Source organism: Achromobacter xylosoxidans A8 (assembly GCF_000165835.1).
Taxonomy (GTDB): domain Bacteria; phylum Pseudomonadota; class Gammaproteobacteria; order Burkholderiales; family Burkholderiaceae_B; genus Achromobacter; species Achromobacter xylosoxidans_B.
This window is the reverse complement of sequence record NC_014640.1, coordinates 1,443,872-1,466,740: the sequence shown is the minus strand read 5'-3', so window position 1 is coordinate 1,466,740 and position 22,869 is coordinate 1,443,872. Positions and strand designations below refer to the sequence as shown.

21 protein-coding genes are annotated in these 22,869 nt (G+C 66.8%); 12 read left to right on the top strand and 9 right to left on the bottom strand.

Annotated features, from left to right (window positions below; genetic code table 11):
* Positions 1 to 9 precede the first annotated feature (9 nt).
* The 6 genes from AXYL_RS06910 to AXYL_RS06885 all read right to left on the bottom strand — a co-directional run bounded on the left by AXYL_RS06910 (position 10) and on the right by AXYL_RS06885 (position 8,002).
* The gene (locus AXYL_RS06910; RefSeq protein WP_013392077.1) at positions 10 to 1,554 is read right to left on the bottom strand and encodes a M81 family metallopeptidase; all 1,545 of its coding nucleotides are present in this window, start codon (positions 1,552 to 1,554) and stop codon (positions 10 to 12) included.
* A gap of 17 nt (positions 1,555 to 1,571) precedes the next feature.
* Positions 1,572 to 3,164: an ABC transporter substrate-binding protein gene (locus AXYL_RS06905; protein ID WP_013392076.1), complete on the bottom strand. Its 1,593-nt coding sequence runs from the start codon at positions 3,162 to 3,164 to the stop codon at positions 1,572 to 1,574.
* Positions 3,165 to 3,193: 29 nt separating this feature from the next.
* On the bottom strand, positions 3,194 to 5,041 hold the full coding sequence (locus tag AXYL_RS06900; RefSeq protein WP_013392075.1) for a dipeptide ABC transporter ATP-binding protein: 1,848 nt from the start codon (positions 5,039 to 5,041) through the stop codon (positions 3,194 to 3,196).
* A gap of 3 nt (positions 5,042 to 5,044) precedes the next feature.
* Complete coding sequence (locus AXYL_RS06895) at positions 5,045 to 5,878, bottom strand: ABC transporter permease (protein ID WP_013392074.1); 834 nt, start codon at positions 5,876 to 5,878, stop codon at positions 5,045 to 5,047.
* A complete protein-coding gene (locus AXYL_RS06890; protein ID WP_041652619.1) occupies positions 5,878 to 6,819 on the bottom strand; it encodes an ABC transporter permease in 942 nt (313 codons plus the stop codon). The genes AXYL_RS06895 and AXYL_RS06890 overlap by 1 nt, the downstream gene beginning before the upstream one ends.
* Before the next feature lie 295 nt (positions 6,820 to 7,114).
* Entirely contained in the window at positions 7,115 to 8,002 is an 888-nt protein-coding gene (locus AXYL_RS06885) for a LysR family transcriptional regulator (RefSeq protein ID WP_013392072.1), read from the bottom strand.
* A gap of 100 nt (positions 8,003 to 8,102) precedes the next feature.
* Between AXYL_RS06885 and AXYL_RS06880 the strand changes: the two genes are divergently transcribed.
* The 4 genes from AXYL_RS06880 to AXYL_RS06865 all read left to right on the top strand — a co-directional run bounded on the left by AXYL_RS06880 (position 8,103) and on the right by AXYL_RS06865 (position 11,241).
* A complete protein-coding gene (locus AXYL_RS06880; protein ID WP_013392071.1) occupies positions 8,103 to 9,434 on the top strand; it encodes an arylsulfatase in 1,332 nt (443 codons plus the stop codon).
* A gap of 41 nt (positions 9,435 to 9,475) precedes the next feature.
* Positions 9,476 to 10,441 (top strand): Bug family tripartite tricarboxylate transporter substrate binding protein, encoded by a 966-nt coding sequence (locus AXYL_RS06875; RefSeq protein ID WP_013392070.1) that lies wholly within the window; start codon positions 9,476 to 9,478, stop codon positions 10,439 to 10,441.
* Between the two features lie 164 nt (positions 10,442 to 10,605).
* On the top strand, positions 10,606 to 10,860 hold the full coding sequence (locus AXYL_RS06870) for a type II toxin-antitoxin system RelE family toxin (RefSeq protein ID WP_013392069.1): 255 nt from the start codon (positions 10,606 to 10,608) through the stop codon (positions 10,858 to 10,860).
* Between the two features lie 21 nt (positions 10,861 to 10,881).
* Complete coding sequence (locus AXYL_RS06865; protein WP_013392068.1) at positions 10,882 to 11,241, top strand: helix-turn-helix transcriptional regulator; 360 nt, start codon at positions 10,882 to 10,884, stop codon at positions 11,239 to 11,241.
* A 27-nt stretch (positions 11,242 to 11,268) separates the two neighbouring features.
* On the opposite strand, the gene AXYL_RS06860 is transcribed toward AXYL_RS06865, so the two are convergent.
* Together AXYL_RS06860 and AXYL_RS06855 are read right to left on the bottom strand one after the other, a co-directional pair.
* The gene (locus AXYL_RS06860) at positions 11,269 to 12,009 is read right to left on the bottom strand and encodes an SDR family oxidoreductase (RefSeq protein WP_013392067.1); all 741 of its coding nucleotides are present in this window, start codon (positions 12,007 to 12,009) and stop codon (positions 11,269 to 11,271) included.
* A 38-nt stretch (positions 12,010 to 12,047) separates the two neighbouring features.
* A complete protein-coding gene (locus AXYL_RS06855; RefSeq protein WP_013392066.1) occupies positions 12,048 to 13,388 on the bottom strand; it encodes a CitMHS family transporter in 1,341 nt (446 codons plus the stop codon).
* A 158-nt stretch (positions 13,389 to 13,546) separates the two neighbouring features.
* On the opposite strand from AXYL_RS06855, the gene AXYL_RS06850 reads away from it, so the two are divergent.
* The 5 genes from AXYL_RS06850 to AXYL_RS06830 all read left to right on the top strand — a co-directional run bounded on the left by AXYL_RS06850 (position 13,547) and on the right by AXYL_RS06830 (position 18,388).
* A complete protein-coding gene (locus AXYL_RS06850) occupies positions 13,547 to 14,254 on the top strand; it encodes a response regulator transcription factor (RefSeq protein ID WP_013392065.1) in 708 nt (235 codons plus the stop codon).
* Entirely contained in the window at positions 14,211 to 15,680 is a 1,470-nt protein-coding gene (locus AXYL_RS06845; RefSeq protein ID WP_013392064.1) for a sensor histidine kinase, read from the top strand. The genes AXYL_RS06850 and AXYL_RS06845 overlap by 44 nt, the downstream gene beginning before the upstream one ends.
* Positions 15,670 to 16,758, top strand: coding sequence for an ABC transporter substrate-binding protein (locus AXYL_RS06840; RefSeq protein ID WP_013392063.1), 1,089 nt, complete (start codon positions 15,670 to 15,672; stop codon positions 16,756 to 16,758). The genes AXYL_RS06845 and AXYL_RS06840 overlap by 11 nt, the downstream gene beginning before the upstream one ends.
* Positions 16,759 to 17,070: 312 nt before the next feature.
* Entirely contained in the window at positions 17,071 to 17,763 is a 693-nt protein-coding gene (locus tag AXYL_RS06835) for a helix-turn-helix transcriptional regulator (protein WP_013392062.1), read from the top strand.
* 304 nt (positions 17,764 to 18,067) lie between these two features.
* A complete protein-coding gene (locus AXYL_RS06830) occupies positions 18,068 to 18,388 on the top strand; it encodes a DUF4148 domain-containing protein (protein WP_013392061.1) in 321 nt (106 codons plus the stop codon).
* 7 nt (positions 18,389 to 18,395) lie between these two features.
* Here the strand turns inward: AXYL_RS06830 and AXYL_RS06825 are convergent, their stop codons facing one another.
* Positions 18,396 to 19,361, bottom strand: coding sequence for a helix-turn-helix domain-containing protein (locus AXYL_RS06825; RefSeq protein ID WP_013392060.1), 966 nt, complete (start codon positions 19,359 to 19,361; stop codon positions 18,396 to 18,398).
* 165 nt (positions 19,362 to 19,526) lie between these two features.
* Between AXYL_RS06825 and AXYL_RS06820 the strand changes: the two genes are divergently transcribed.
* Genes AXYL_RS06820 through AXYL_RS34030 form a run of 3 tightly spaced genes read left to right on the top strand, consistent with a single transcriptional unit; the run spans position 19,527 to position 22,868 of the window.
* Positions 19,527 to 20,375 carry a phytanoyl-CoA dioxygenase family protein gene (locus tag AXYL_RS06820; protein ID WP_013392059.1) on the top strand — a complete coding sequence of 283 codons (849 nt, stop codon included), beginning with the start codon at positions 19,527 to 19,529 and terminating at the stop codon, positions 20,373 to 20,375.
* Complete coding sequence (locus AXYL_RS06815) at positions 20,372 to 21,916, top strand: class I adenylate-forming enzyme family protein (RefSeq protein WP_013392058.1); 1,545 nt, start codon at positions 20,372 to 20,374, stop codon at positions 21,914 to 21,916. Before AXYL_RS06820 ends, AXYL_RS06815 begins: the two co-directional genes overlap by 4 nt.
* 22 nt (positions 21,917 to 21,938) lie before the next feature.
* Positions 21,939 to 22,868 (top strand): phytanoyl-CoA dioxygenase family protein, encoded by a 930-nt coding sequence (locus AXYL_RS34030; protein WP_013392057.1) that lies wholly within the window; start codon positions 21,939 to 21,941, stop codon positions 22,866 to 22,868.
* Position 22,869 lies beyond the last annotated feature (1 nt).

Genomic DNA, 22,869 nt, shown 5'->3' with positions numbered 1-22,869 from the left:
CCTGCCGCCCTAGGCAGCCAGGTCCGCAGCCCAGTCGGGCTCACGCCAGGCAGCGTCGGCGTCCAGCGGGCAGACGGGCCGTGGCAGGCCCTTGAACGCGATCTGCCGCAGGTTCGGCGTGGTCAGGCCCGGGCTGTCCACGTCGTGGATCCGCTCGTTCGGGAAGAACTCGTCGAAGCCCGCGCGGTAGTGGCCGCGGCTCTTGACGATCACGTGGCCCGCCTGGGCGATGTCGATGCCGTGCATCTCCAGCATGGCCGGCTCGGCCAACTGGCGGCGCAGGCTGCCCACCACCACTTTCATGCCCGACTCCGCAAGCTCCAGCAGGCAGGTCGCGCCCATCGAGAACTTGCGCCCGCGCAGAATGCCGCGCCGGCCCATGCCTTCGCCATCCGTCAGCTTCAGCACCCGGGCTCTTGCCGCATAGCGCCGCGAATACTCGCTCTCTACCCGGTTGAAGACCGCCTCGAATTCCGCGCCTACTCCCAGTTGCGCGGCCTGCGCGACCAGGTCCGGATCGACGAACACCCCCATCACCACGCCCGCAATGCGCGCCTCGTCAAACGCCTTGAGCAGCCAGGTGGTGTTGCCCCGGCCGCCGCCGCCAGGATTGTCGGCAACGTCGGCGAACAGCAACGGCTGACTGGCCTCGCGCGCCAGCGCCACCGCGCGCGCCACGTCGACGGTATTGGCCACGTAGCGTGCGCGATCGGCCCAGCCGGCGCGCGCCACCTGCAAGGCCGTGCGGCGCGCCGCCTGCAGATCGCCGCGCGCGGTCACCGTGATGGTCACGCCGCACTTGGGCAGGTCGGAGAATACGAAGCCCGCGCACACCGCCACATTGGCAATCGGCCCTGCGCCGCGCCGCTGCGTCAGCGACGCCCCCAACGCCACCAGATCCGCATAAGGTCCGCTGGCGGTCGACAGCGTCACGGAGGGCGGCGTCAGCGGCAGGCGAACGTAGGCGGTCACCATGCGCGTGCCGTCCAGGATCTCGCGGATCATGTCGGCGGCCTCGGCGGCGCGCTCGCGCTGATCCACGTGCGGATTGGTGCGGTAGGCGATCAGGCCGTCCAGCGCATCCACGGTTTCGGCCGACACATTGCAGTGCAGGTCGTGCGTGGCCACGATGGGCACGTCGGGGCCGACCATCGCCCGCAGCAGGCGCATCAGCGCCCCTTCGGTATCGTTCTCGCCTTCCGCGGACGAGGCCCCATGGTTGGCCACGTAGATCGCGTCCACCGGCATGGCGGCACGCAGGCGCTGCTCCGCCTCGGCCAGGAAGGCGGCCCAGACGCCGGCGCTGGCCGGGCCGCCGGGCGGCGCGCCGATCACGATCAGCGGCGCGGGGGTCCAGTTGCCCAGCTGGTTCATGCGGTCATAAAAACCGGCCACCTCGCTGGGCAGGCGGCTGGGGCCGCGCACCAATTCGCTGATGGTGTCGCCGGCTTCCCAGCACTGCGCCAGGAAGTCCGCTTCCACCGAGGGCGGGCAGAACGCATTGGATTCCAGGTGAAAGCCAAGAATGGCGACCTTTGGGGCCTTGCTGCTCATACGGAACTCCCCAATCCTCAGGCTTTGTGCAACGTGTAGAACAGCGACATCTGCGGCTGGAAATCCTTCCAGTTGCTGCGCAGCGCACTGACCGGATAGCTCGCGCCCAGCGGAATGTAGGGCACGTCCTCGAACACCTGCAGCTGGATCTCGCGGCAGATCTTCTTCTGCGCGTCCAGGTCGGCGGCGTTGAACCAGTCCAGCCGCAGCTGTTCCAGGCGTTCACTGGTGGGCCAGCCGAACCAGGCCTGCTTGCCGTTGCCGCGCAGCGCCAGATGGCCGGCCGGGTCCAGGTTGTTGGGGCCGGTGTTGCCGGTGAACGCCACGCTCCAGCCGCCCGCGGTGGGGGCTTCCTGGTTGTTGCGGCGCTGCACGGCGGTGCCCCAGTCCATGGTCTGCAGGTCCACCTTGAAGCCTAGGCGCTTGAACAGGTCCGCTGTCACCAGGGCCGCGGCGTGCCAGGTCGGGAAGTCCACCGGATCCAGCAGCACCACGGTTTCGCCCTTGTAGCCGGCCGCCTTGATCGCCGCGCGCGCCGCGTCGATGTCGCGCTTGCCGGTCAGCTTGTCCATGCCGGCATCGCTGTCCATGGGCGAACCCGGCACGAACACGCCGCAGCGGTCGCTCCAGTATTCCGGGAAGTCGGCGCCGTTCATGGCCGTCATGTATTCGGTCTGGTTGACGGCGCTGAGCACCGCGCGGCGGATGGCCGGGTTGTCGAACGGCGCGTGCAGATGGTTGAAGCGCATCACGCCGATGGTGGGCAGGCTGCGCTTGACCAGCTTGATGTTCGGGTCCTGGCTCAGGATGGGCAGGAAGTCGCTGTCCACCATCTCGACGCCGTCGACCTCGTTGGCCTGCAACGCCGCGATCGCGGTGGCGCGGTCCGGGATGATGTGCCAATGCACTTCGTCCACGTGCGCCAGTTTGGGACCGGCGGTGAAGACCGGCTTGCGGTCTTCCTTGCGCGGCGCATAGCCGGCGAACTTCTCGTACACCACGCGCGAGCCGGACACCCACTTGCTGGCGGCGAAGGTGAACGGGCCGCTGCCGACCATTTCCTTCACGGCCTCGGTCTCGGGCTGTTTGGCCAGACGCTCGGGCATGATGCAGGCCATGTTGCCGGATTGGCGGCCCAGTGCGTGCAGGATCAGCGGGAACGGCTTCTTGAGCTGGAACTGGATGGTCTTGTCGTCCGGTGCGGAGAGCGATTCCGTGGCCTGCATCAGCGACCGGCCCATCAGGTCTTTCTTGGCCCAGCGCTGGATGCTGGCGACCGCGTCCTGCGCGCGCACCGGCGCGCCGTCATGGAACGCCAGACCGTCGCGCAGGGTGATCTTCCACAGCAGTCCGTCGTTCTCGCTGACGTGGCCGGCGGCCATCTGCGGGCTGGGCTGGTATTGCTCGTCCAGCCCGTACAGCGTGTCGAACACCAATTGGGCGTGGACCTGGGTCATGGCCACGGTGGTGAACATGGGGTCCAGCAAGGTCAGGTCCGCCTGGGGTACCCAGCGGAACGAGGTCTTGGCGGGCGCGGCCCAGGACATGCCGGGCAAGGCCCAGGCGGCCGCCGAAGCGGAAGAAGCCAACAGGAAATTCCTACGATCCATTTTCTATCTCCGGGATAAAAAGGAAAAACTCAGTACGCGCCGCCGATACGATGCCGCGCCACGAAATGCCCATCACCCACCTGCACCAGCGGCTGTACCACGGGCTCATCGCCCACCGCGCGCGCCGGACTGGGCAATTCACTCAATTCCAGTGCGGCGCGGCGTCGCGCCGCAGGATCCGCGATAGGCACGGCCTGCATCAGCTTGCGGGTGTAGGCGTGCTGCGGATTCTCGAAAATCGCCTGGCGCGGGCCGATCTCCACGATCTGGCCCAGGTACATCACCGCGACCCGGTGGCTGATGCGCTCCACCACCGCCATGTCGTGCGAGATGAACAGGTAGCTCACGCCCAGGTCGCGTTGCAGGTCGATCAGCAGGTTCACGATCTGCGCCTGGATCGACACGTCCAGCGCGGACACCGACTCGTCGGCAATCAGCACCTTGGGATCCACCGAGAGCGCCCGCGCGATGCAGATGCGCTGGCGTTGGCCGCCGGAAAACTCGTGCGGCCAGCGCCGCATCATCGACGCATCCAGCCCCACCCGCTCAAACAGTTCCGCCGCGCGCCGATCGGCCGCCGCGCCGCTATGCAAGCTGTGGATCAGCATCGGCTCCTTGACGCATTCCCCCACCCGCATGCGCGGATTCAGCGAGGCGAACGGGTCCTGGAACACGAACTGCATGTTCCTGCGCAGCGCCAGCAGTGACGCGGGATCATCCTGGCTTACCGGCTTGCCCTGGAACGCGATGGTGCCGCGCGTGGTCTTGGCCAGCCGCAGCAGCGAACGCCCCGTCGAAGTCTTGCCGCAACCCGACTCGCCCACCAGCGCCAGGGTTTCGCCCGCGTGCAAATCGAAACTGACCTGTTCCACCGCGTGCACCCGCTTCTTGACCCGGGCAAACACGCCGCCGCGCACGTCAAAGCGCGTGACCAGGCCGCGCACGCTCAGCACCACCTCGTCCTGGGCGGGCACCGCCGCAGGCTCGGCCGCCTGTCCCGCCGCGCTGTCCGACAGCAAGGGGAAGCGCGCCGGCAGCGTGGTGCCCCGCATCGCACCCAAGCGGGGCACGGCGGCCATCAAGGCCTGGGTATACGGATGCTGTGGCGCCTTGAATAGCCCCTGCACGTCGTTGTGCTCGACCACGTCGCCCTTGCGCATGACCATGACGCGGTCCGCCACCTCTGCCACCACGCCCATGTCGTGCGTGATGAAGATGACGCCCATGTCCATCTCGTGCTGCAGCTCGCGGATCAGTTGCAGGATCTGCGCCTGGATGGTGACGTCCAGCGCCGTGGTGGGCTCATCCGCTATCAGCAGCGCCGGCTTGCAGGCCAGCGCCATCGCGATCATCACGCGCTGGCGCATGCCGCCCGACAGCTCATGCGGATAGCGACCCATGATGGCGCCAGCGTCCGGGATGCGCACCTGGTCGAGGATGCGCCGGGCGGCGGCTTGCGCCGACCTGGCGTCGCCCGGCTGGTGCAGCCGGATCGCTTCGACGATCTGCGACCCCACCGTGAACACCGGGTTCAGCGAGGTCATGGGTTCCTGGAAGATCATGCCCAGGTCGTTGCCGCGCATGGCGCGCATGCTGTCCTCGGAGGCCGCAATCAGGTCCACGGTCTGACCAGCCCCGCGATGGAAGGTCATGCGTCCGCTTTCGATCCGGCCGCCGCCGAACTCCACCAGCCGCATGACGGCCAGCGAGGTCACCGACTTGCCCGATCCGGATTCGCCCACGATGGCCAGCGTCTCGCCGCGGTCCACGTGCAGGCTCAGCGACTTCACTGCGCGGAACGTATTTTCGCCACGGCCGAAGGCGATCGACAGGTCTTCGATTTCCAGCACGCGCCGGTTCTGTATCGTCGTATTCATGGATCAGATCCTCTTGGCCATGCGCGGATCCACCGCGTCGCGCAAACCGTCGCCCAGCATGTTGATTGCCAGGATCGTGATGGACAGGAACACTGCCGGGAAGGCGATCAGGTGCGGCTTGATCTGCCACAGCGCGCGCCCTTCGGCCATGATGTTGCCCCACGACGGCACCGACGGCGGCACGCCCGCGCCGATGAACGACAGGCTGGCCTCGGCCAGGATGGCCACGCCGCAGATGTAGGTGGCCTGCACCATCAGCGCCGCCAGCGTGTTCGGGAAAATATGCCGCAGGACGATGCGCAAGCGGCTGGCGCCGGCCGCCACGGCCGCCTCCACATAGGGCTGTTCGCGCAGCGACAGCACCAGGCCGCGCACCAGGCGCACCACGCGCGGCACCTCGGCGATGGTGATCGCGATGATCACGTTCTGCAGCGATGCGCGGGTCAGCGCGATCAGCGCGATGGCCAGCAGGATGGTGGGAATGGACATGAAGCCGTCCATGATCCGCATCACCACCGCATCCACCCAGCGCACAAAGCCCGCCGCCAGCCCGATCAGCACGCCGATCACAGTGGACAGCGCGGCCACGGTGAAGCCCACGATCAGCGAAACGCGCGCGCCGTAAATCACCCGCGAGTAGACGTCGCGCCCCAGCAGGTCGGTGCCGAACCAGAACTGCGCATTCGGCGAGCGCGTGCGGTGTATGGGAGACAGCGCGGTCGGATCCACGGTGCCCAGCCAGGGCGCGCACAGCGCCACCAGGAACAACAGGAGCAACAGCGCGCCGCCCACGGCGGTCGTCGGATGCCGCTTGAGAAAGCCGGTAAAGGTATTCATCAGTACTTGATCCTCGGGTCAAAGGCGCGATAAAGCAGATCGACCAGAAGGTTGACCAGCACGTACATGAAGCTGAACAGCAGGATCACGCCCTGGATGACGGGGTAGTCGCGCCGCAGGATGGCGTCGACCACCAGGCGGCCCAGGCCGGGGATGGAGAACACCGTCTCGGTCACGACCGTGCCGCTGATCAACAGGGCCACGCCGCTGCCGATGACGGTGATGATGGGCACCGCCGCGTTCTTCAAGGCATGGCGGAACAGCAGGCCGCGGTTGCCCACGCCCTTGGCGCGCGCGGTGCGCACATAGTCCTGGCTCAGCGTTTCCAGCAGCGTGGCGCGCGTGATGCGCGTGATCAGCGCCACGTAGACGCTGCCCAGCGCCAGCGCCGGCAGCACCAGCGTATGCACCGAGGCCCAGAAGCCGGTGGCGAGCGGCACATAGCCCTGCACCGGGAACCAGCGCAGTTGCAGGCCGAAGATCCAGGCCAGCAGATAACCCACCGCAAAGGAAGGCACGGAGAAGCTGAACACCGCCAGGACCATGATGCCGCGGTCCTGCAAGCGGTTGTGCTTCCAGGCCGCCAGCGCGCCGATCGGGATGGCCACGGCCACCGACACGATCAGCGTCATCACCATCAGCGAAAACGTCGGCACCAGCCGCTGGCCGATCATGTGGCTGACCGGCAGGCCGGTGAACAGCGACGTGCCCAGGTCGCCATGCAGTACGTTCCAGCCCCATTCGCCGAAGCGATGCAGGAACGGCTGGTCCAGGCCCAGCGTGGCGCGGATGCGCGCGATGTCCTGCGGCGTGGCGTCTTCGCCGGCCAGCAGCGCTGCCGGGTCGCCCGGCGCCAGATCCAGCAGGCCGAATACGAACAGCGCGACGAACAGCATGACGGGCAGCGTCATGAGCAGCCGTCGCAATGTGTACGAGAGCATTGATTCCCCTTGTCTAGTGATGCCGCGGCCCGGTGCGATGCCTGGCCGTGATCCCGAACGCCGCGCCGCGCGTGGGCGCAGGGCGACTAGCGGCGGATTCTAGATAGCAGGGAGCATTCCAACCATATCAATATTCTTAAAAAACCATTGCCTTAATTAGAATCATCGAGGAAAGCGTTGCCCTGGCTGCGTTTGCGTTTGACGCTCAGGATCGCCCGCTAGGGAATTCCCCTAGGGGCTGCGAGGGGTAAGAACCGCCGATACGGCGGATCAACAGGCAGGTGGAATCGGAGCGCTAAGCGGCGGCGTCCAGCACCGCCGCGCGGAACTCCTGCATCAGCGGCGACCAGGTAGTGCCATGGCGCGTGACCAGCGCCATGCTGCGCCGCAGGGGCCGGCCCAGCGCCACCGGCAACTCCGCGATGTCCGGACCCAGCGCGCTCTGCGGCATCAGCGCCAACAGGTCCGAGGCCGCCAACAGCGCCAACGCGCCTCCGGAAAAATGCTGCACCTCCAGCGCCGCCGAAGGCTGTGCCAGGCCTGCCTCGGCATAGCGGGCCTCCAACGCATGGCGCGCCACCGAACCCGGCATCGGCAGAATCCAACGCTGGCCTGCCAGGTCGCGCAAGGCCAGCTTGCGCCGCGAGGCCAGCGCATGCTTGCGGCTGGCGGCCACGCACAATCCGTCCTCGCGGATCGGTTCCTGGTGCAGTGAACCCGGCACGTCGGCATAGATCGGCGTCACCGCCAGGTCCAGCTTGCCGCCCGCGACCTGATCGTTGAGATCGTCCGATTGCCCTTGGGTCAGCTGCACCCGTAGCGCCGGCCGGCGCGGCAACAGGCGGCGCAGCGCCGGCATCACCACGCTGTCGACCGTGGCGCCGGTGGCGCCGATGCGCAGCAGCCCGGCCTCGCCCAGGCGCAGCTCCATCGCATTGCGCACGGCGTCGCGGTATTCCGCCCACAGCCGCTGCGCATGCTCGCGAAACGCCAGGCCCGCCGAAGTCAGGCGCAATCCGCGACCACCTCGGTCCAGCAGGGCCAGCCCGGTATCGGCTTCCAGCCGCTGCAATGACTTCGACAGCGCCGGCTGGCTGACGCCGCAGGCGGCCGCCGCGCGGTCCAGGTTGCCGTGCTCCACCACGGCCAGGAAGTATTCGATGTCACGCAGCGACAAATTCATAATCAATGGTTATGCATAGACTCAGCTTCAGGAATATTAAGCCGAGCCCGCGCTCCTAGAATCCCTGGATAAACCCGAGGACCGACAGGAGACGCAGCACGTGGACAAGAAGCCCAATATCGTATTGATCGTGGCCGACAACCTGGGATGGGGCGAGTTGGGCTGCTACGGCGGCGGCGCCTTGCGCGGCGCGCCCACCCCCAATATCGATCGGTTGGCCTCCGAAGGATTGCTGCTACAGAACTTCAACGTGGAAAGCGATTGCGTGCCCACACGCTCGGCGCTGATGAGCGGCCGCCACCCCATCCGCACCGGCTGCCTGCAATCCGTGCCTCCCGGCCTGCCGCAAGGACTGGCGCGTGACGAAATCACCCTGGCCCAGCAGTTGTCGGGCCAGGGCTACGCCACGGCGCATTACGGCAAATGGCATCTGGGCGACATCCCCGGCCGCTATCCGTCCGATCGCGGCTTCGACGAGTGGTACGGCATTCCGCGCACCACCGACGAAAGCCAGTTCACCTCGTCCATCGGCTTCGATCCCTCGGTCGCCGACATCCCGCACATCATGCAGGGCCAGGCCGGTGCGCCTTCCGAAAACGTCAAGGTCTACGATCTGGAGACCCGCCGCGGCATCGACGCCGAACTGGTCGACCGGTCCATCGGCTTCATGCGCAAGCACGCCGAGGCCAGCCGCCCCTTCTTCCTGTACCTGCCGCTGGTGCACCTGCACTTTCCCACATTGCCGCACCCAGACTTCTCGGGGCGCACCGGCGCCGGCGACTTCGCCGACTCCATGGTGGAAATGGACCACCGCGTCGGCCAGATCGTGCAGGCGGTGGACGAGCTGAATCTGCGCGATGACACCGTGTTCATCTTCTGCAGCGACAACGGCCCGGAATTCCGCAAGCCCTACCGCGGCACGGCCGGCCCCTGGACGGGCACCTACCACACCGCCATGGAAGGCAGCCTGCGCGTGCCCTTCATGATCCGCTGGCCCGGTCAGGTCCAGCCTGGCCGGGTCTCGAACGAGATCGTGCACGTCACCGACCTGTACACCACGCTGTCACGCATCGGCGGCGCGTCCATTCCGCAGGACCGCCCCATCGACGGCATCGACCAGACCGACTTTTTCACCGGCGCCAGTCCGGCGTCGGCGCGCGAGGGCTTCCTGTTCTACATCAAGAACGACCTGCGCGCAGTCAAATGGCGCGACTGGAAGCTGCATTTCTACTGGGAGCCCGAGGTCAACGAAGGCAAGGGCAAACTGGAGTCGCCGTACCTGTTCAACCTGAAGCAGGACCCCAAGGAAGAAAGCGACATCCTCATCTTCAATACCTGGGTGCTGGGCCCTATCCTGAAAATGGTGCAGTCCTTCAACCAATCCTGCGCCGCGCATCCGAATACGCCGCCCGGCAAGCCGGACCCGAGCTGAAACGCGCGGCGGCCTGAGCAAAAGAACATCAAGGGGAAAACATGAAATTCGCTATCCGCTGCTGCGCGCTGCTGCTGGGCGCCGCGCTGACCGCCACCGCCAGCGCGGCGGACGCCAAGCTGGAATGGCCCGGCAAGCAGATCACCTGGGTGATCGGCTTCGTCCCAGGCGGCACCGCCGACGTACTGACCCGCCTCGCCGCCCAGGAACTGGCCCGGCGCAGCGGCCTGAACGTCATCGTCGAAAACCGCCCCGGCGCGGCAGGCGCCATCGCGCTGCAACTGGTGGCGCGCAGCAAGGCCAGCGACGGCTATCTGCTGACGGTGCCCGGTCCGTTGATCTACCCCACGCCCCAGCCCGAAATCGGCCGTGAACTGGCGCCCGTCATCCTGATGGCCCAAGGCCCCATGGTCATCGTCGGCCCCGCCAAGGGCGCCAAGCCGTCCTTGCAGGAGGTGCTGGCCGACGCCCGCCAACGGCCCGAAGCCTGGAGCTACGGCAGCTCCGGCAACGGCACGTCCCAGAACCTGGCGGGTGAACTGCTCAACCAGTATGCCGGCACCCGCATCGTGCACGTGCCCTACAAGGGCGGCGGCCAGGCGGTGGCCGACGTGGCCGGCGGCCAGATCCCCCTGGCCATCCTGGGCTCGGCGCCGGTCATGCCGCAGATCAAGGCCGGCGTGCTCAAGGCCTACGCCGTCACCACGCCCTACCGCCTGGACAGCCTGCCCGACGTACCCACGGTGGAAGAAACCGGCTTCAAGGGTTACGCCGCCACTCAGTGGTTCTCGGTCGCGGCCAGCAAGGACATCCCGGCCGCGCAGCTGGATCAGGTCAACGCCGCGCTACGCGCCGCCGTGGCCACGCCGGAGTTCAAGGCCGCCCTTGAGAACGCCGGCATGATCGCCGGCGGCGGCTCGCGGGATGAATTGCAGTCGTTCATCCAGGCGGACAGCGCCAAGTGGCAGAAGCTGATTGATAGCGGGGCGGTGAAGCTGGCGAATTGAGCGCGGCAATAAATCGGCATTCGTCCTGAAGTAGCCTCAAGAGCTTGATCGGCCCTCATCAAAAATCTTAGAAGGGAGAGGGCGCCTGATCATTTCTTCTTGCAAAGCAATGGGAAGGCTTGAAAAGCTATATAGCTTAAGCTATAACCGTATGCGAATGCCGAATGTTCTCGATCAACTGGACCAAAACAGCGGTCAAGCAGTTAAGGAAAATCTCTCCCGTCGACCAAAGCCGGATCGTTGAGGAGGTCGCTGAACTGGAGATGTTTCCCGCGTCGCGCAATGTCAAAGCACTGACCAATCACCAATATGGGTTTCGTCTACGTATAGGCCAGTATCGGGTGCTGTTCGACGTTGCTGCGGTCGTCCGTATCATCGAGATCCAGGAAGTGAAACGGCGCGACGACCATACCTATTGAGCTGAGCCAGAAAACGCCCCCATGCGCCTGCATCCCACCATACTCGAATCGGACGGCAAGCCCGCATTCGTCGTCTTGCCCTATTCGGAGTATCTCGCCTTGACTGGAGCACCGGCAGCCATTTCCCGGCGGCCGCCGCGCATTCCCGCCGATGGCGCGATTCCACATGAAGTCGTCACGCTGATGACCAGCAACGGCTGGAGCATCGTGCGCGCATGGCGCGAATATCTGGGGATCACCCAGGTCGACATGGCGGCACGCCTAGGCATACGTCAGCCTAGTTACGCGGCGATGGAGTCCGCCGATGCAAATCCCAGGAGAAGCACTCGCGAGCGCATTGCGGCCGCCCTGGGCGTGCATTTCGACCAGATCGACGTGTAAGTGCGAGGCGGCCTCGCCGCCCCGCCCTCAACTCATATACACGCCGCCATTGATCGCGTAGTTCGCCCCCGTCACGAACGCCGCCTCGTCCGATGCCAGCCAGGCGCACAGCCCCGCCAGATCCTTGGCCGTGCCGAGACGGCCCACCGGCACGCTTTCAATGATGCGGTCCAGCAGGGCCGGCGGAAACGCCTTCACGGTATCGTCGGCGATGAAGCCCGGCGACGCCAGGTTGACGGTCACGCCGCGCGCCGCCACTTCCTGCGCCAGTGAACGCGTGAAGCCGATCACCGCGCCCTTGGCGGTGGCGTAGTTGATCTGGCCGATCTGGCCTTTCTCCGCCGCGACGGAGCCGATGTTGATGATGCGACCCCAGCCGCGGTCGGCCATGCTGTCGACCACCTGCTTGGTGGTGTTGAACAGCGTGTCCAGATTGCTGCGCAGCACCGCCGACCAGTCCGCGTGGCTCATCTGGCGGAACCGCATGTCCAGCATGGCGCCGGCATTGTTGACCAGCACGTCGATCTCGCCGACTTCGCGCCGCACCTTGGCGAAGGCCGCCTCGGTCGAGGCCCAATCCGTGGCGTCGCCCTCGGACGCGATGAAGTCGTAGCCCAGGGACTTCTGTTCCTTCAGCCAGTGGTCCTTGCGCGAGGAGCGCGGCCCGCAGCCTGCCACCACGCGGTGTCCCGCGTTGTGCAACGCCTGGCAGATCGCGGTGCCCGTGTGGCCCATTCCGCTGGTGACGTAAGCAATGCGCAAAGCCATGTACTTCCCCTTTTGAAAAGACGGTATCGCGCCGCCGCTCAGGCCACCTGGCCGACCAGCGGGAACAAGCCGAACGCCAGCGCCGCGGCCAGCATCACCAGGCAGACCATCGTGGCCCACTTCAGCGCATAGCGCTGGTGGTCGCCAAAATCCACGCCGGCCAGGCCGACCAGCAGGTAGGTCGACGGCACCAGCGGACTCAGCAAATGCACCGGCTGGCCGATCAGCGAGGCGCGCGCCATCTCGACGGGCGAAATGCCGTAGCCCTGGGCCGCTTCGCTCAGGATGGGCAGCACGCCGAAGTAGAAGGCGTCGTTGGACATGAAGAAGGTGAACGGCAGACTGACCAGCGCGGTAATGCCGGCCAGGTACGGACCCATGGCATCCGGAATCACGGCCAGCAGGCTGCGCGACATGGCCTCGACCATGCCGGTGCCAGACAGGATGCCGGTAAAGATCCCCGCGGCGAAAATCAGCGACACCACCGACAACACATTGCCCGCGTGCTGCGCGACGCGGCGGCGCTGTTCGGCCAGGTCGGGATAGTTGATGACCAGCGCAATCGCGAAGGCAATCATGAACAACACCGGCAGCGGCAGCACGCCCAGCACCAGGCTCACCATCAGCGCCAGCGTCAGGCCGGCGTTCACCCACAGCAGCTTGGGGCGGCGCAGGTCCTGGTCGACCTCGATCTCGGGCAGGTTCTTGGGACCGTCCTCGTCGTAGCCCGCGTGCAGCGAGGCGCCGTCCGGCAGCGACAGCACGCCCAGGCGGCGGCGTTCGCGCAGGCCCAGGAAGAAGGCCAGGATCAGAATCGACACGATGGCCACGCCCATCACCGGCACCAGCGGCACGAAGATATCGCCCGCGTCCACGTGCAAGGCGCTTGCGGCGCGCGCCGTCGGGCCGCCCCAGGGCGTCAGGTTCATGACGCCGCTGGCCAGCATCGCCAGACAGGTCATCGACAGCGCGTTCATCTTCAGGCGACGGTACAGCGGCAGCATCGACGCCACCACGATCATGTAGGTGGTCGAACCGTCGCCGTCCAGCGAGATCACCAGCGCCAGCACGGTCGTGCCCACCACGATCTTCAGCGGATCGCCCTTCACCGCGCGCAGGATGCGGCCCACGATGGGATCGAACAGGCCGGCGTCGATCATGACCCCGAAGTACAGGATGGCGAACATCAGCATCACGCCGGTAGGCGCGATCTTGCGGATGCCGTCCAGCATCATCTTGTCGATGCCCGAGCCGAACCCGCCCAGCAGGGCGAAAATAATGGGGACAAGGATCAGCGCCACCAACGGCGACAGGCGCTTGGTCATGATCAGCGTCATGAACGTGATCACCATGCCGAAGCCAAGCAGGGTCAGAAGCATGAGGGTTATCTCCGGCTAGTCGTTGTTATGCGTGTGTCGCGCCTCCGGCTGGGGGAAGCGCGACCGCAAGACTAGAAATAAAAGCTGTCGGCAACCTGTCGTTTTTTGAATGCGAGTGCGGCGTGGGGAGGCTGGTCCAGCCATGCGACAATCGCCCCATGCGCATACTGGTGATCGAAGACGACGCGGACCTTGCCGACGCACTCGTGCGCCGGCTGCGCCGTCTCGGCCATGCCGTCGACTGCCAGAACGACGGCCTCAGCGCCGACGGCGTGCTGCAGTACGAAACCTTCGACCTCGTCATCCTGGACATCGGCCTGCCCCGTATGTCGGGCTTCGACATCCTGCATCGGCTGCGCGACCGCGGCAGCAAGACGCCGGTGCTGGCGCTGACCGCCCGCATCGACATCGAAGACCGCGTCCACGCCCTGGATACCGGCGCCGACGACTACCTGGCCAAACCCTTCGATTTCCGCGAACTGGAAGCCCGCTGCCGCGCCCTGCTGCGACGCCCCAGCGCCCAGGCCGCCGGCGTGCTGCGCTTTGGCGAACTGGTCATCGACAGCGCGGCGCGCCAGGTCACGCTGGCCGGCCAGCGCATCGAATTGCCCAAGCGCGAATACAGCCTGCTGGAGATCCTGCTGGCCGGCATGAACCGCGCCGTCAGCAAGACCGAAATCGCCCACAAGCTGTTCGCCTTCGACGACGATGCGGCTCCCAACGCCATCGAGGTCTATATCGCCCGGCTGCGCCGCAAGCTCGAAGGCTCGCCCCTGCGCATCGAAACGCAGCGCGGCACTGGCTACCTCCTGACCGCCACCGATGACCACGACAGCCCCGCCGCGTCCGGCTCCGGCCGGGACTGAACCCGCCCGGCCCGCCGCCGCGCAGGGCCGCATCTCGATCAAGCGCCGCCTGCTGGCCATGCTGCTGGCGCTGTTCGTCGTCGCCTTGGCCACGCTCTACCTGCTGGTGCGCGGCTATGCGAATCAGACTGCCGACACCACCTACGACCAGCTGCTGCGCTCCTCGGTGCTGTCCATCGCCGACAGCCTGCAGTTGGTGCAGGGCGAATGGCGCATGGACATGCCCTATGCCTCGCTGGCGCTGCTGGAGCAGGCGCCGCGCGACCGCGTGTTCTACCGTGTCGGCGACGCCGGCGGCGCGCTGATCTCCGGCTACGCGGACCTTCCCGCGCCGCCCAGCCGCGGTAAGGACGGGCCGGCGTACACGCCCCGCCTGTACGACGCCAGCTACCAAGGCGAGCCGGTACGCATCGCCTGGATGGAGCGCAAGATCGCCGGCCCCCGCAACGCCGAGACCGCGCTCATCCAGGTCGCGCAAACTCGCGAAGCTCGCAATGCGCTGGCGGCGGGCATCCTCTGGCAAGGCACGCTGGCGCTGATCGGCTTCACCGCCGCGGCGCTGGCGCTGGCCTATTGGGGCCTGCTGCGTTCGCTCTCCCCCATACGCCGCATCGAACGCGAACTGGCGGCCCGCAGCGCATCCGATCTGCATCCCATCGCCGCCCCGGTACCCGAGGAACTCGACACGCTGGTGCACTCGCTGGACGGCTTCATGGCGCGCCTGTCGGAAAACCTGGACACCCTGCGCCTCTTCATCGCCGAGGCCGCGCACCAGCTGCGCACGCCGCTGGCCGCGCTGCATGCGCAGATGGAAGTCGCGCTGGACGAAGAAGATCCCGCCGAACAGCGCCGCAGCCTGCTGGCCGTGCTGCGCAACGCCGAAAAGCTCTCGCGCCTGGTCAACCAGTTGTTGAGCGACGCCAGCGTCATCCACCGCAGCAACGTGCGCCAGTTCCAGCCGGTGGATCTGGCCGAACTGTTGCGCCAGGCGGTGTACGACACGGTCCCGCAAGCCGATCCCCAACCCGACGTCCGCCTGCACCTGCCTGCCCATGCGCCTGGCAGTCCCCCCACCATTCTGGGCGACAGCCTGATGCTGCGCGAAGCCTTCAAGAATCTCATCGACAACGCCCTGCGCCACGGCGCCACGGAAGACGGCCACATCGACGTACGGCTGGAGCCGCAGGACGATGGCTGGCGCATTGCCGTATCCGACCAGGGGCCAGGCATTCCGCCGGCGCTGGCCAACGCCGCCTTCGAGCGCTTCGTGCGTGGACCGAATCCGCGCGCGCCCGGCGCCGGCCTGGGCCTGTCCATCATCAAGCGCGTGGTCGACATCCATCAGGGCCGATTGGCCCTGAGCAACCGCGTCGGCGGCGGCCTGGACGCCGTGGTCACGCTGCCGGCCCGCCCCCATGAAGCTTGATCTCCTGAGACCCCTGCGCCTGCTGGCGGCGCTGGCCGCCCTGCTGCCGGCCGTGGCCGGTCATGCCGCGGAAACCAGCGCCGAGGGCCTGACGCTGGGGCCTGCCGACAGCAAGAACGTGCTGGTCGTGCACGCCTCCAACAGCGTGCAAGTGTTCCGCGGCGTCCTGGAGGACTTCAGCAGGCTCAACCCTGGTCTGCGCCTGGAATACACCGAACTTTCCACACAGGAGCTATACGCCGAGACCGTCGCCCGCGCCGCGCGGACGCCAGCGTCCAGGTCCGGCCCGGACATCGTCATCAGCAGCGCCATGGACCTGCAAACCAAGCTGGTCAACGACGGCTACGCGCAAGCCCACATCTCGCCAGAGACCCGCGCCCTGCCCGCCTGGGCCAACTGGCGCGATGAAGTCTTCAGCATCGGCACCGACCCTATCGTCATGGTCTACAACACCGGCAAGCTTGCCCCCGCACGGGCGCCGCGCACCCGGCGCGAGCTGCTGTCGCTGCTGCAGGCGCCGGACCAGCCCCTGGCTGGCGCCATCTCCACCTACGATGTCGAAGGCAGCGGCATCGGCTACCTGGCGGCGACACAAGACACGCGCCTGGACAGCATGGCCGGCGCCCTGCTGGCCGAGCTGGGCCGCAACCGCGTCACCGTGCACGCATCCACGGAAGACGCGCTGGACAAGCTCGAACGCGGCGAGATCACGCTGGCCTATAACCTGCTGGAGTCCTATACCCGGCACCGCATCGACCAGGGCGCGGCGCTGGCCATCGTATACCCTCAGGACTACACGCTGATGCTGTCGCGCTCCGCCATCATTCCCAGGCAGGCGCCGCGCGCAGACTTGGGCGCGATGTTCCTGGACTACCTGTTGTCGCCGCGCGGCCAGGAAATGGTCGCCCGCCAGTCCGGCATGCGGCCGGTGAGCGCTTCGGTCAATCCGGAAGCAGGCGTGCGGCCGGTGGGACTGGGCGTGGGACTGCTGGTGTATCTGGACCCGCTCAAGAAGCGGCATTTCCTCGACCTGTGGCGCGCGGCGGTCCATCCGCCCGGCGGCAGCGCACAGCCCTGACCCCTGTTTCCCGGCGCGCTGGTAAGCATGGCCCGGTGCGCTCGCACCCCTTCCCGGACCATGGGGCGCGCGGTTATGGATCCGGACCCTTTTCATGCCCGCCCAGTACCCATTTTTTTCATCTGGCCCGGGATTTTGCGAGGATAATTTCCTTAGGGAAAAACCGCGCCGGCAATCAGACCGGCCCCGTCTTGCCTAAGCGCCGCCAGACCACGGCCGCGCAGCGCTCCTCCCAATCTGGCCGGAGCCACCTCTACAACGATCTGTGATGCGTGACAGCGTTTGCGTCTGAACCAGAGTTGGAGGCACCAAATGGCTGAACACCAGATTGCCGTCCAGAGCGCGATCGAAGCGCTGGACCACCTGGCCAGTCCCGATCCGCACTGGCATGACGTCCTGCCGAGCGCCCGCGAGCTGGCTCAGCGCGAAAAAACGCTCGCCATCGGTTGGACAGCCATCGAAAGCGCGCTCACCGATGTCGGCGAAGCGGTGCTGCTGGTCAGCCGCGATGCAATCGTGGACAAGATGTCCGCGCTCGCCGTGCGGTATCTGGACGACGCGCGCGGCTGGAACGTGCGGGGCGGCAAGCTGCTCCATCCGGACGCAAAAATACAGGCTCTGTTCGACGCCTATTGCCAGGCGGTTGCGCGCGACGGCAAGGCGCGATCGCTGGCGGCGGCCGCCGGCTGGGGCGAATTGACCTGGATCGACATCAGCGCGGCCCCGCAAGCGCTGAGCCTGATCGGCAACCGCATGCTGTTGGTGCGCATGCGGCGCAAGAGCGCCTTCGCCCAACCCGACGTCGACCGGCTGGAAGCCGTATTCGCCATCACCCGCGCCGAAGCGGCGGTGCTGGCCGGACTCGCAATGGGCCATAGCGTGGAGGAGGTCGCCACCCTGCGCCATGCCTCCGTGCTGACGGTGCGCAAGCAGGTGGCGTCCCTGCTCAACAAGATGGAATGTAACCGCCAGTCCGAACTCGTCAGGCTGGCTTCGCTGCTCTAAGCGCGCTCCCCCGCTGGCATGACGTACTCAATATTGAGTATGTGGCGTCCACCTGCGCCGTCCTACGATGAGCACGAAGGCATGAGGCCCGGACGCCCGATCCGGCCCGAGTCGCAAACCTGGCGGCGTGGCTCCGCGCCGGGAGCGTGTTCGCGCCCGCCGCGGACCGGGCCGGTCTGCCCAAGAAAAACACCAATGCGCCAATCCGGTCGCGCAGCTGTTCCTGCCCCGGGCTGCATTGCCGCAAGCCCCCAGGGACACCGGTTTCCAATGCTGCGGTCACTCACGTCATCAGGAGCATTTCATGAACACTGCCCTAACCGTCCGCGCCGCGATTCCCCTCGTCCTGGCAGCCTGCGCCCTGCTCTCCGGCCCCGCCGTCGCGCAAATGTCCGCCGCGCCCACCACCGCGGCGCCCCCGTCCGACGTCCAGCTCAGCCGCGATCAGGTCGAACGGGATCTCGCTGCCTGGAAGCAATCCGGCGTTGAAAGAAACTGGGACAGCGACAGCACCCCGGACATTAGCAGCCCAGAGTATGTTGCCGCCTACAAGAAGTACGTGGACACAGTCAGGCCTGCCAACGCCCCGCAGATGCAGCAGTCGCAGGGCCAGAGCAAGTGGTGATGCGCCGCTACCCTGCCCGCGAGGGCGCACCGCCGCGCCCGCTGCCTGGCGAGCGGCCATAGTGCGTGCGGTACGCCCGATTGAATGTGGAAACTTCCTCGAATCCCCAGCTGGCGGCGATATCCGCGATGGAGCGGCCAGGCTGGGTTTCGATAGCCTGCCGGCATTTCTCCAACCGGCACTGCCGCACGTAGGCGCTGAAGCTCAAGCCGTGCTCGGCCAGGATCTTGAACAGATAACTGCGCGAAATGCCGAGTTCCTCGCTGGCCGAGGCCGGCGTCAAGCCGCGGTCGGCCAGACGGCGCTGCACCAGCGCCAGGATGCGATCCAGGACGTCATGCCTCACCCGTTCGGCGGCCTGCGCGCCGGCGTCCGTTCCTTCGAGCTGGGTCCGCGATAGCAGTTCGCTGCAATGCCTGACCATCAGCGCCTGCACCTGCTGCAGTTCATTCGCCGGCAATTCGCTCACCAGCCGCATGTAGCTAGCCAACACCCGTCCTGCCCCTGAACTCCCGTCCAGCACCGGCGTGGCCAGCCGTCCGCGCCGCCCCAGCTGCGGCCGCAGCAGGCCTTCCGGAATTTCTATGCAGAACATGCGGAAATCGGTGCGAAAGTCGACTTCCCAGGGCGAAGCGCAATCCACCACGTAGACGTCACCGGCGCGCGCGCGCATGGCGCTTCCGTCCTGCGAGACCATGGCCTCGCCGGCACACAGCAGGTTGGCGAAAAAAGGCGATTGCGTGCGGGCCGAAAGGCCGGCCGCGGACAATCTGACCACATGGGATTGCGCCGTGACGGTCGAGCCATGAAGGTCCGGCAGCAGCAGGCCGTCGATCTGGCCGCGGAAACTGCGCGCGGCATCGCGCTCGGGTTCGAGCGGCACGTAGGCATCGCAGATCGCGTCGCGCCAATACGCGAACTGGTCCTGCGGCGCTATGACATCGGTGGTGTGGTGGTAGGCCTGCGCGCTCATCTTGAGTACCGGATCATGCCGACGGGGGCCGCCATCTTCTAGGGGATGGACGCTTTGCGCCACTGCCGTGGACGCTACGCGCTGGCAGGGCGAAGACTACCGGCCGATTATACGCACAGACCTATATCGCCGGACTCGAATCCAGGCCCCATCAGGAGACAAAAGATGACCACGCCCGAACCGCTCGACGAGCGGATCGCAGCCTTTGAACGCGACGGCTTCGTGGTGTTGCCCGGGATCATTCCACCCGAGCAGGTCAGCCAGTTGCAGGAAGCCCTGATCCGGATCGAAGCCGAGCACAACCTCGGCTACGCCCAGACCTCGTTCGAAGGCCGCAAGACGGTGCGCATCAATAACCTGCTGGTCTACGATCCGTGCTTCTGGGACGTGCCGCTGCAACCCGAGGTGCTGGCCCTGGCCGAACGTCTGCTGGACCGCGAACTGCTGCTGTCCTCGCTGTGCTCGTTGACGCTGGCGCCCGGGCAAGGCGCCCAGCCCCTGCACGAAGACACCCAGCAGCTGGCCCTGCCGCGGCCGCGCCCGCCGCTGGCGGTCAACGCCATCTGGGCGCTGAGCGATTTCACCGCAGAAAACGGCGCCACCCACATCGTGCCCGGCAGCCATCGCTACGACTCTTCACCGCCCTACGGCGCGCAGGACATAGAGACCGCGCAGGCCACCATGAAGGCCGGTAGCGTCATGCTGTTTGACAGCGCCCTGTGGCACAAAGGCGGCGCCAACAACAGCAATGCGCGCCGCTACGCGCTGTCTTGCTACTACTGCGCCGGCTGGATACGCCAGCAGGAAAACCTGCAGCTCGGCATCCCGGCCGACATGGTGCGGCGATTCCCGCGCCGTCTGCAGGAACTGTGCGGCTACAGCATCTACAAAGGGCAGTACGGCCATATCGACAACGCCGATCCCATCACCCTGCTGGGCGGCGAAGGCCGGCCCACTGTGTGGCAGGCCAGCGATGCCAAGGCCGCCCGCAAGGCCGCAGAGCGCAAGACATGAACGTTCCCTCCCTGCCCGCGGTCCCGGATTCGGTGGTCCACTTGCTGCGCGACGCCGCCCGCGAAACGCCCGATCTTCCCGCCCTGTCCTTCGAAGGCTCGCGCCTGAACTACGCGCAATACGCCGGCCTGGCCGGAGCGCTGGCGCGCCGTCTGGGCGAACGCGTCCGGCCCGGCGACCGGGTCGCGCTGCTGATGCAGAACTCTCTGGACCTGGCGGTCGCCACCTTCGCCGTGCATGCGCTGCGCGCCCAGGCGGTGCCACTCAACCCCGGCTACCGCGAACGCGAACTGGCCTATATGCTGGAAGACGCCGCGCCCCGCATGCTGCTGCATGACGACAGCGTGAAGCTGGACCCGGGCGCCCTGTGTCCCGCCCTGGATGCCGGCGCCATCCTCTGCACCGGCAACGGCGCCGGCCTGCTCGGCATGTTGCCGCAAGCCTGCGCGCTGCCCGCAGACCTGCCGCGGCACGAGGACTTGGCCACGCTGCAATACACCGGCGGCACGACCGGCCGCCCCAAGGGCGTGAATATCCTGCACCGGCAGATCGCGTACAACATCGCACAGCGCGAAGCCTGGCTGCCAACGCGGCGCGAGGCCGAAGTGGTGCTCTGCGTGATGCCCCTGTTCCATGTGTCGGCAGTCTCGATGTCGCTCTACCTCAGTCTGCACGCCCGCGGTGAGCTGGTGGTGATGCGGCGCTTCGACGCCGCCCGCACCATAGAGGCCATCGCCACGCACCGTGTCACGCTGCTGCCGGGCGCGCCCGCCATTTTCCATGATCTGCTGCTGAGCCCGGCCCTGAGCCTGGAACGCCTGGCCAGCCTGCGCGCCTGTTTCTCCGGCGCCGCGCCGCTGCCGCGCGAGACCCTGGCACGCTTCGAGCAGCGCGCCGGCTGCCCCATCTACGAAGGCTACGGCATGAGCGAAGCCGGTCCATGCCTGGCGTTCAATCCCATGCACCGCCCACGCAAACCGGGTTCAGTGGGCCTGCCCGTGCCGGGCGGCGAACTGCAGATCGTGGACCTGGACCACGGCGAGCGGCTGCTGCCGCCCGGCCAGCCCGGCGAAATCCGCGTACGCGGTCCCCATGTGATGGCGGGCTACCGCCAGCCCGCTCCGGACGCAGCGCGAGCCCTGTGCGAAGGCTGGTTCTACACCGGCGATGTCGCGGTTCTGGACGACGAAGGCTATCTCCATCTGCAAGGCAGACGGCACGACTGCATCAACGTGGGCGGCTTCAAGGTCTATCCGCTGGAAGTGGAGCAAGTGCTGTTGTCGCGTCCCGAGGTTGGCGAAGCCGCCGCCTTCGGCGTGCCCGACGAGCGGCTGGGACAGGTGGTGCACGCCTGGGTCACGCCCGCACCCGGCCAGAGCCTGGACACGAACGCCCTGCAGGCCCATTGCGCCACGCATCTGGCCGGCTACAAGGTGCCGCGCTGCATCGGCGCGGCGCAAGCCTTGCCGCGCACCAGCGTGGGCAAGCTCGCGCGCAGCGCATTGGCCCCCGTGGCCGCGCCCAGCCCGATTTCGCAGTGACATCCAACACAAGGGGAGGAACATGAAGCAACTCGATATGCAGGCGCTGCAACACCAGCTCGCCGAAGAAGGCTATGCCGTCATTGAAAACGTGCTGGACGCCGGACAGCTGGAACAGGCGCGCGAACGCGTAGCCAGCCTGATGGCCGCCGAACGCGCCGATCCATTCCCGCTGGACGATGAACGGCACGAAGACGACGACGACATCCTGGCCTACTATAAGCGCCACTACACGGTGAGCGACATGGAAGCGCGGCGCATGGTGGCGCGCGTGCACCAGTACCGCCGCGATAACGAAAACACGCGCTGGCCGGTTCCCATCAACAAAGTGTCGAAGAACTTCCTGCACTTGCCCACCCTGTTCGACGACGACAAGTCGCAACGCGTCTGGAACCTGTTGAACAAGGCGCCCGACATGATTCCGCTGATCGAGCACCCGGTGGTGCTGCCCATGGTGCGCAGCGTGATGGGCCAGGACTGCAACCTGCACGATTTCCAGGCCACCAGCATCGGCCCCGGCACGGGCGGCGGCGCCTGGCACGTGGACGCGCCGCTGGGCCAGATCGCCGAGCCGCTGCCGGAATTCCCGCTGACCCTGCAGAACGTCTGGATGCTGGACGACTTCACCGCCGACAACGGCGCCACCCGCGTCATGCCGCGCAGCCACAAGCTGCGCAAGTCGCCGCCCTGGGGCAGCGGCCCGCTGGACGGCGAAGTCACGCTGACTGCTCCCGCCGGCTCGGTCGCGATCTGGCTGTCCAATACCTGGCACCGCTCCGGCCCGAACCATACCGGCCGCGAGCGTCGCGCCATACTCTGCAACTACAACGTTTCCTGGCTGCGCGGCTTCGCGGATTTCACCAGCACGCTGCCAGCAGGCGTCGCCGCCACCCTATCCAACGAGGCGCGCTACCTGCTGGGCTACGGCGCGCGCGCGCCGTTGACGCGCTGAA

What these genes read in the sequence shown, in the direction of transcription:
- AXYL_RS06910 (WP_013392077.1), bottom strand. Translation starts at nt 1,554, where the DNA reads ATGAGCAGCAAGGCCCCAAAGGTCGCCATTCTTGGCTTTCACCTGGAA.
- AXYL_RS06905 (WP_013392076.1), bottom strand. Translation starts at nt 3,164, where the DNA reads ATGGATCGTAGGAATTTCCTGTTGGCTTCTTCCGCTTCGGCGGCCGCC.
- AXYL_RS06900 (WP_013392075.1), bottom strand. Translation starts at nt 5,041, where the DNA reads ATGAATACGACGATACAGAACCGGCGCGTGCTGGAAATCGAAGACCTG.
- AXYL_RS06895 (WP_013392074.1), bottom strand. Translation starts at nt 5,878, where the DNA reads ATGAATACCTTTACCGGCTTTCTCAAGCGGCATCCGACGACCGCCGTG.
- AXYL_RS06890 (WP_041652619.1), bottom strand. Translation starts at nt 6,819, where the DNA reads ATGCTCTCGTACACATTGCGACGGCTGCTCATGACGCTGCCCGTCATG.
- AXYL_RS06885 (WP_013392072.1), bottom strand. Translation starts at nt 8,002, where the DNA reads ATGAATTTGTCGCTGCGTGACATCGAATACTTCCTGGCCGTGGTGGAG.
- AXYL_RS06875 (WP_013392070.1), top strand. Translation starts at nt 9,476, where the DNA reads ATGAAATTCGCTATCCGCTGCTGCGCGCTGCTGCTGGGCGCCGCGCTG.
- AXYL_RS06870 (WP_013392069.1), top strand. Translation starts at nt 10,606, where the DNA reads ATGTTCTCGATCAACTGGACCAAAACAGCGGTCAAGCAGTTAAGGAAA.
- AXYL_RS06865 (WP_013392068.1), top strand. Translation starts at nt 10,882, where the DNA reads ATGCGCCTGCATCCCACCATACTCGAATCGGACGGCAAGCCCGCATTC.
- AXYL_RS06860 (WP_013392067.1), bottom strand. Translation starts at nt 12,009, where the DNA reads ATGGCTTTGCGCATTGCTTACGTCACCAGCGGAATGGGCCACACGGGC.
- AXYL_RS06855 (WP_013392066.1), bottom strand. Translation starts at nt 13,388, where the DNA reads ATGCTTCTGACCCTGCTTGGCTTCGGCATGGTGATCACGTTCATGACG.
- AXYL_RS06850 (WP_013392065.1), top strand. Translation starts at nt 13,547, where the DNA reads ATGCGCATACTGGTGATCGAAGACGACGCGGACCTTGCCGACGCACTC.
- AXYL_RS06845 (WP_013392064.1), top strand. Translation starts at nt 14,211, where the DNA reads ATGACCACGACAGCCCCGCCGCGTCCGGCTCCGGCCGGGACTGAACCC.
- AXYL_RS06840 (WP_013392063.1), top strand. Translation starts at nt 15,670, where the DNA reads ATGAAGCTTGATCTCCTGAGACCCCTGCGCCTGCTGGCGGCGCTGGCC.
- AXYL_RS06835 (WP_013392062.1), top strand. Translation starts at nt 17,071, where the DNA reads ATGGCTGAACACCAGATTGCCGTCCAGAGCGCGATCGAAGCGCTGGAC.
- AXYL_RS06830 (WP_013392061.1), top strand. Translation starts at nt 18,068, where the DNA reads ATGAACACTGCCCTAACCGTCCGCGCCGCGATTCCCCTCGTCCTGGCA.
- AXYL_RS06825 (WP_013392060.1), bottom strand. Translation starts at nt 19,361, where the DNA reads ATGAGCGCGCAGGCCTACCACCACACCACCGATGTCATAGCGCCGCAG.
- AXYL_RS06820 (WP_013392059.1), top strand. Translation starts at nt 19,527, where the DNA reads ATGACCACGCCCGAACCGCTCGACGAGCGGATCGCAGCCTTTGAACGC.
- AXYL_RS06815 (WP_013392058.1), top strand. Translation starts at nt 20,372, where the DNA reads ATGAACGTTCCCTCCCTGCCCGCGGTCCCGGATTCGGTGGTCCACTTG.
- AXYL_RS34030 (WP_013392057.1), top strand. Translation starts at nt 21,939, where the DNA reads ATGAAGCAACTCGATATGCAGGCGCTGCAACACCAGCTCGCCGAAGAA.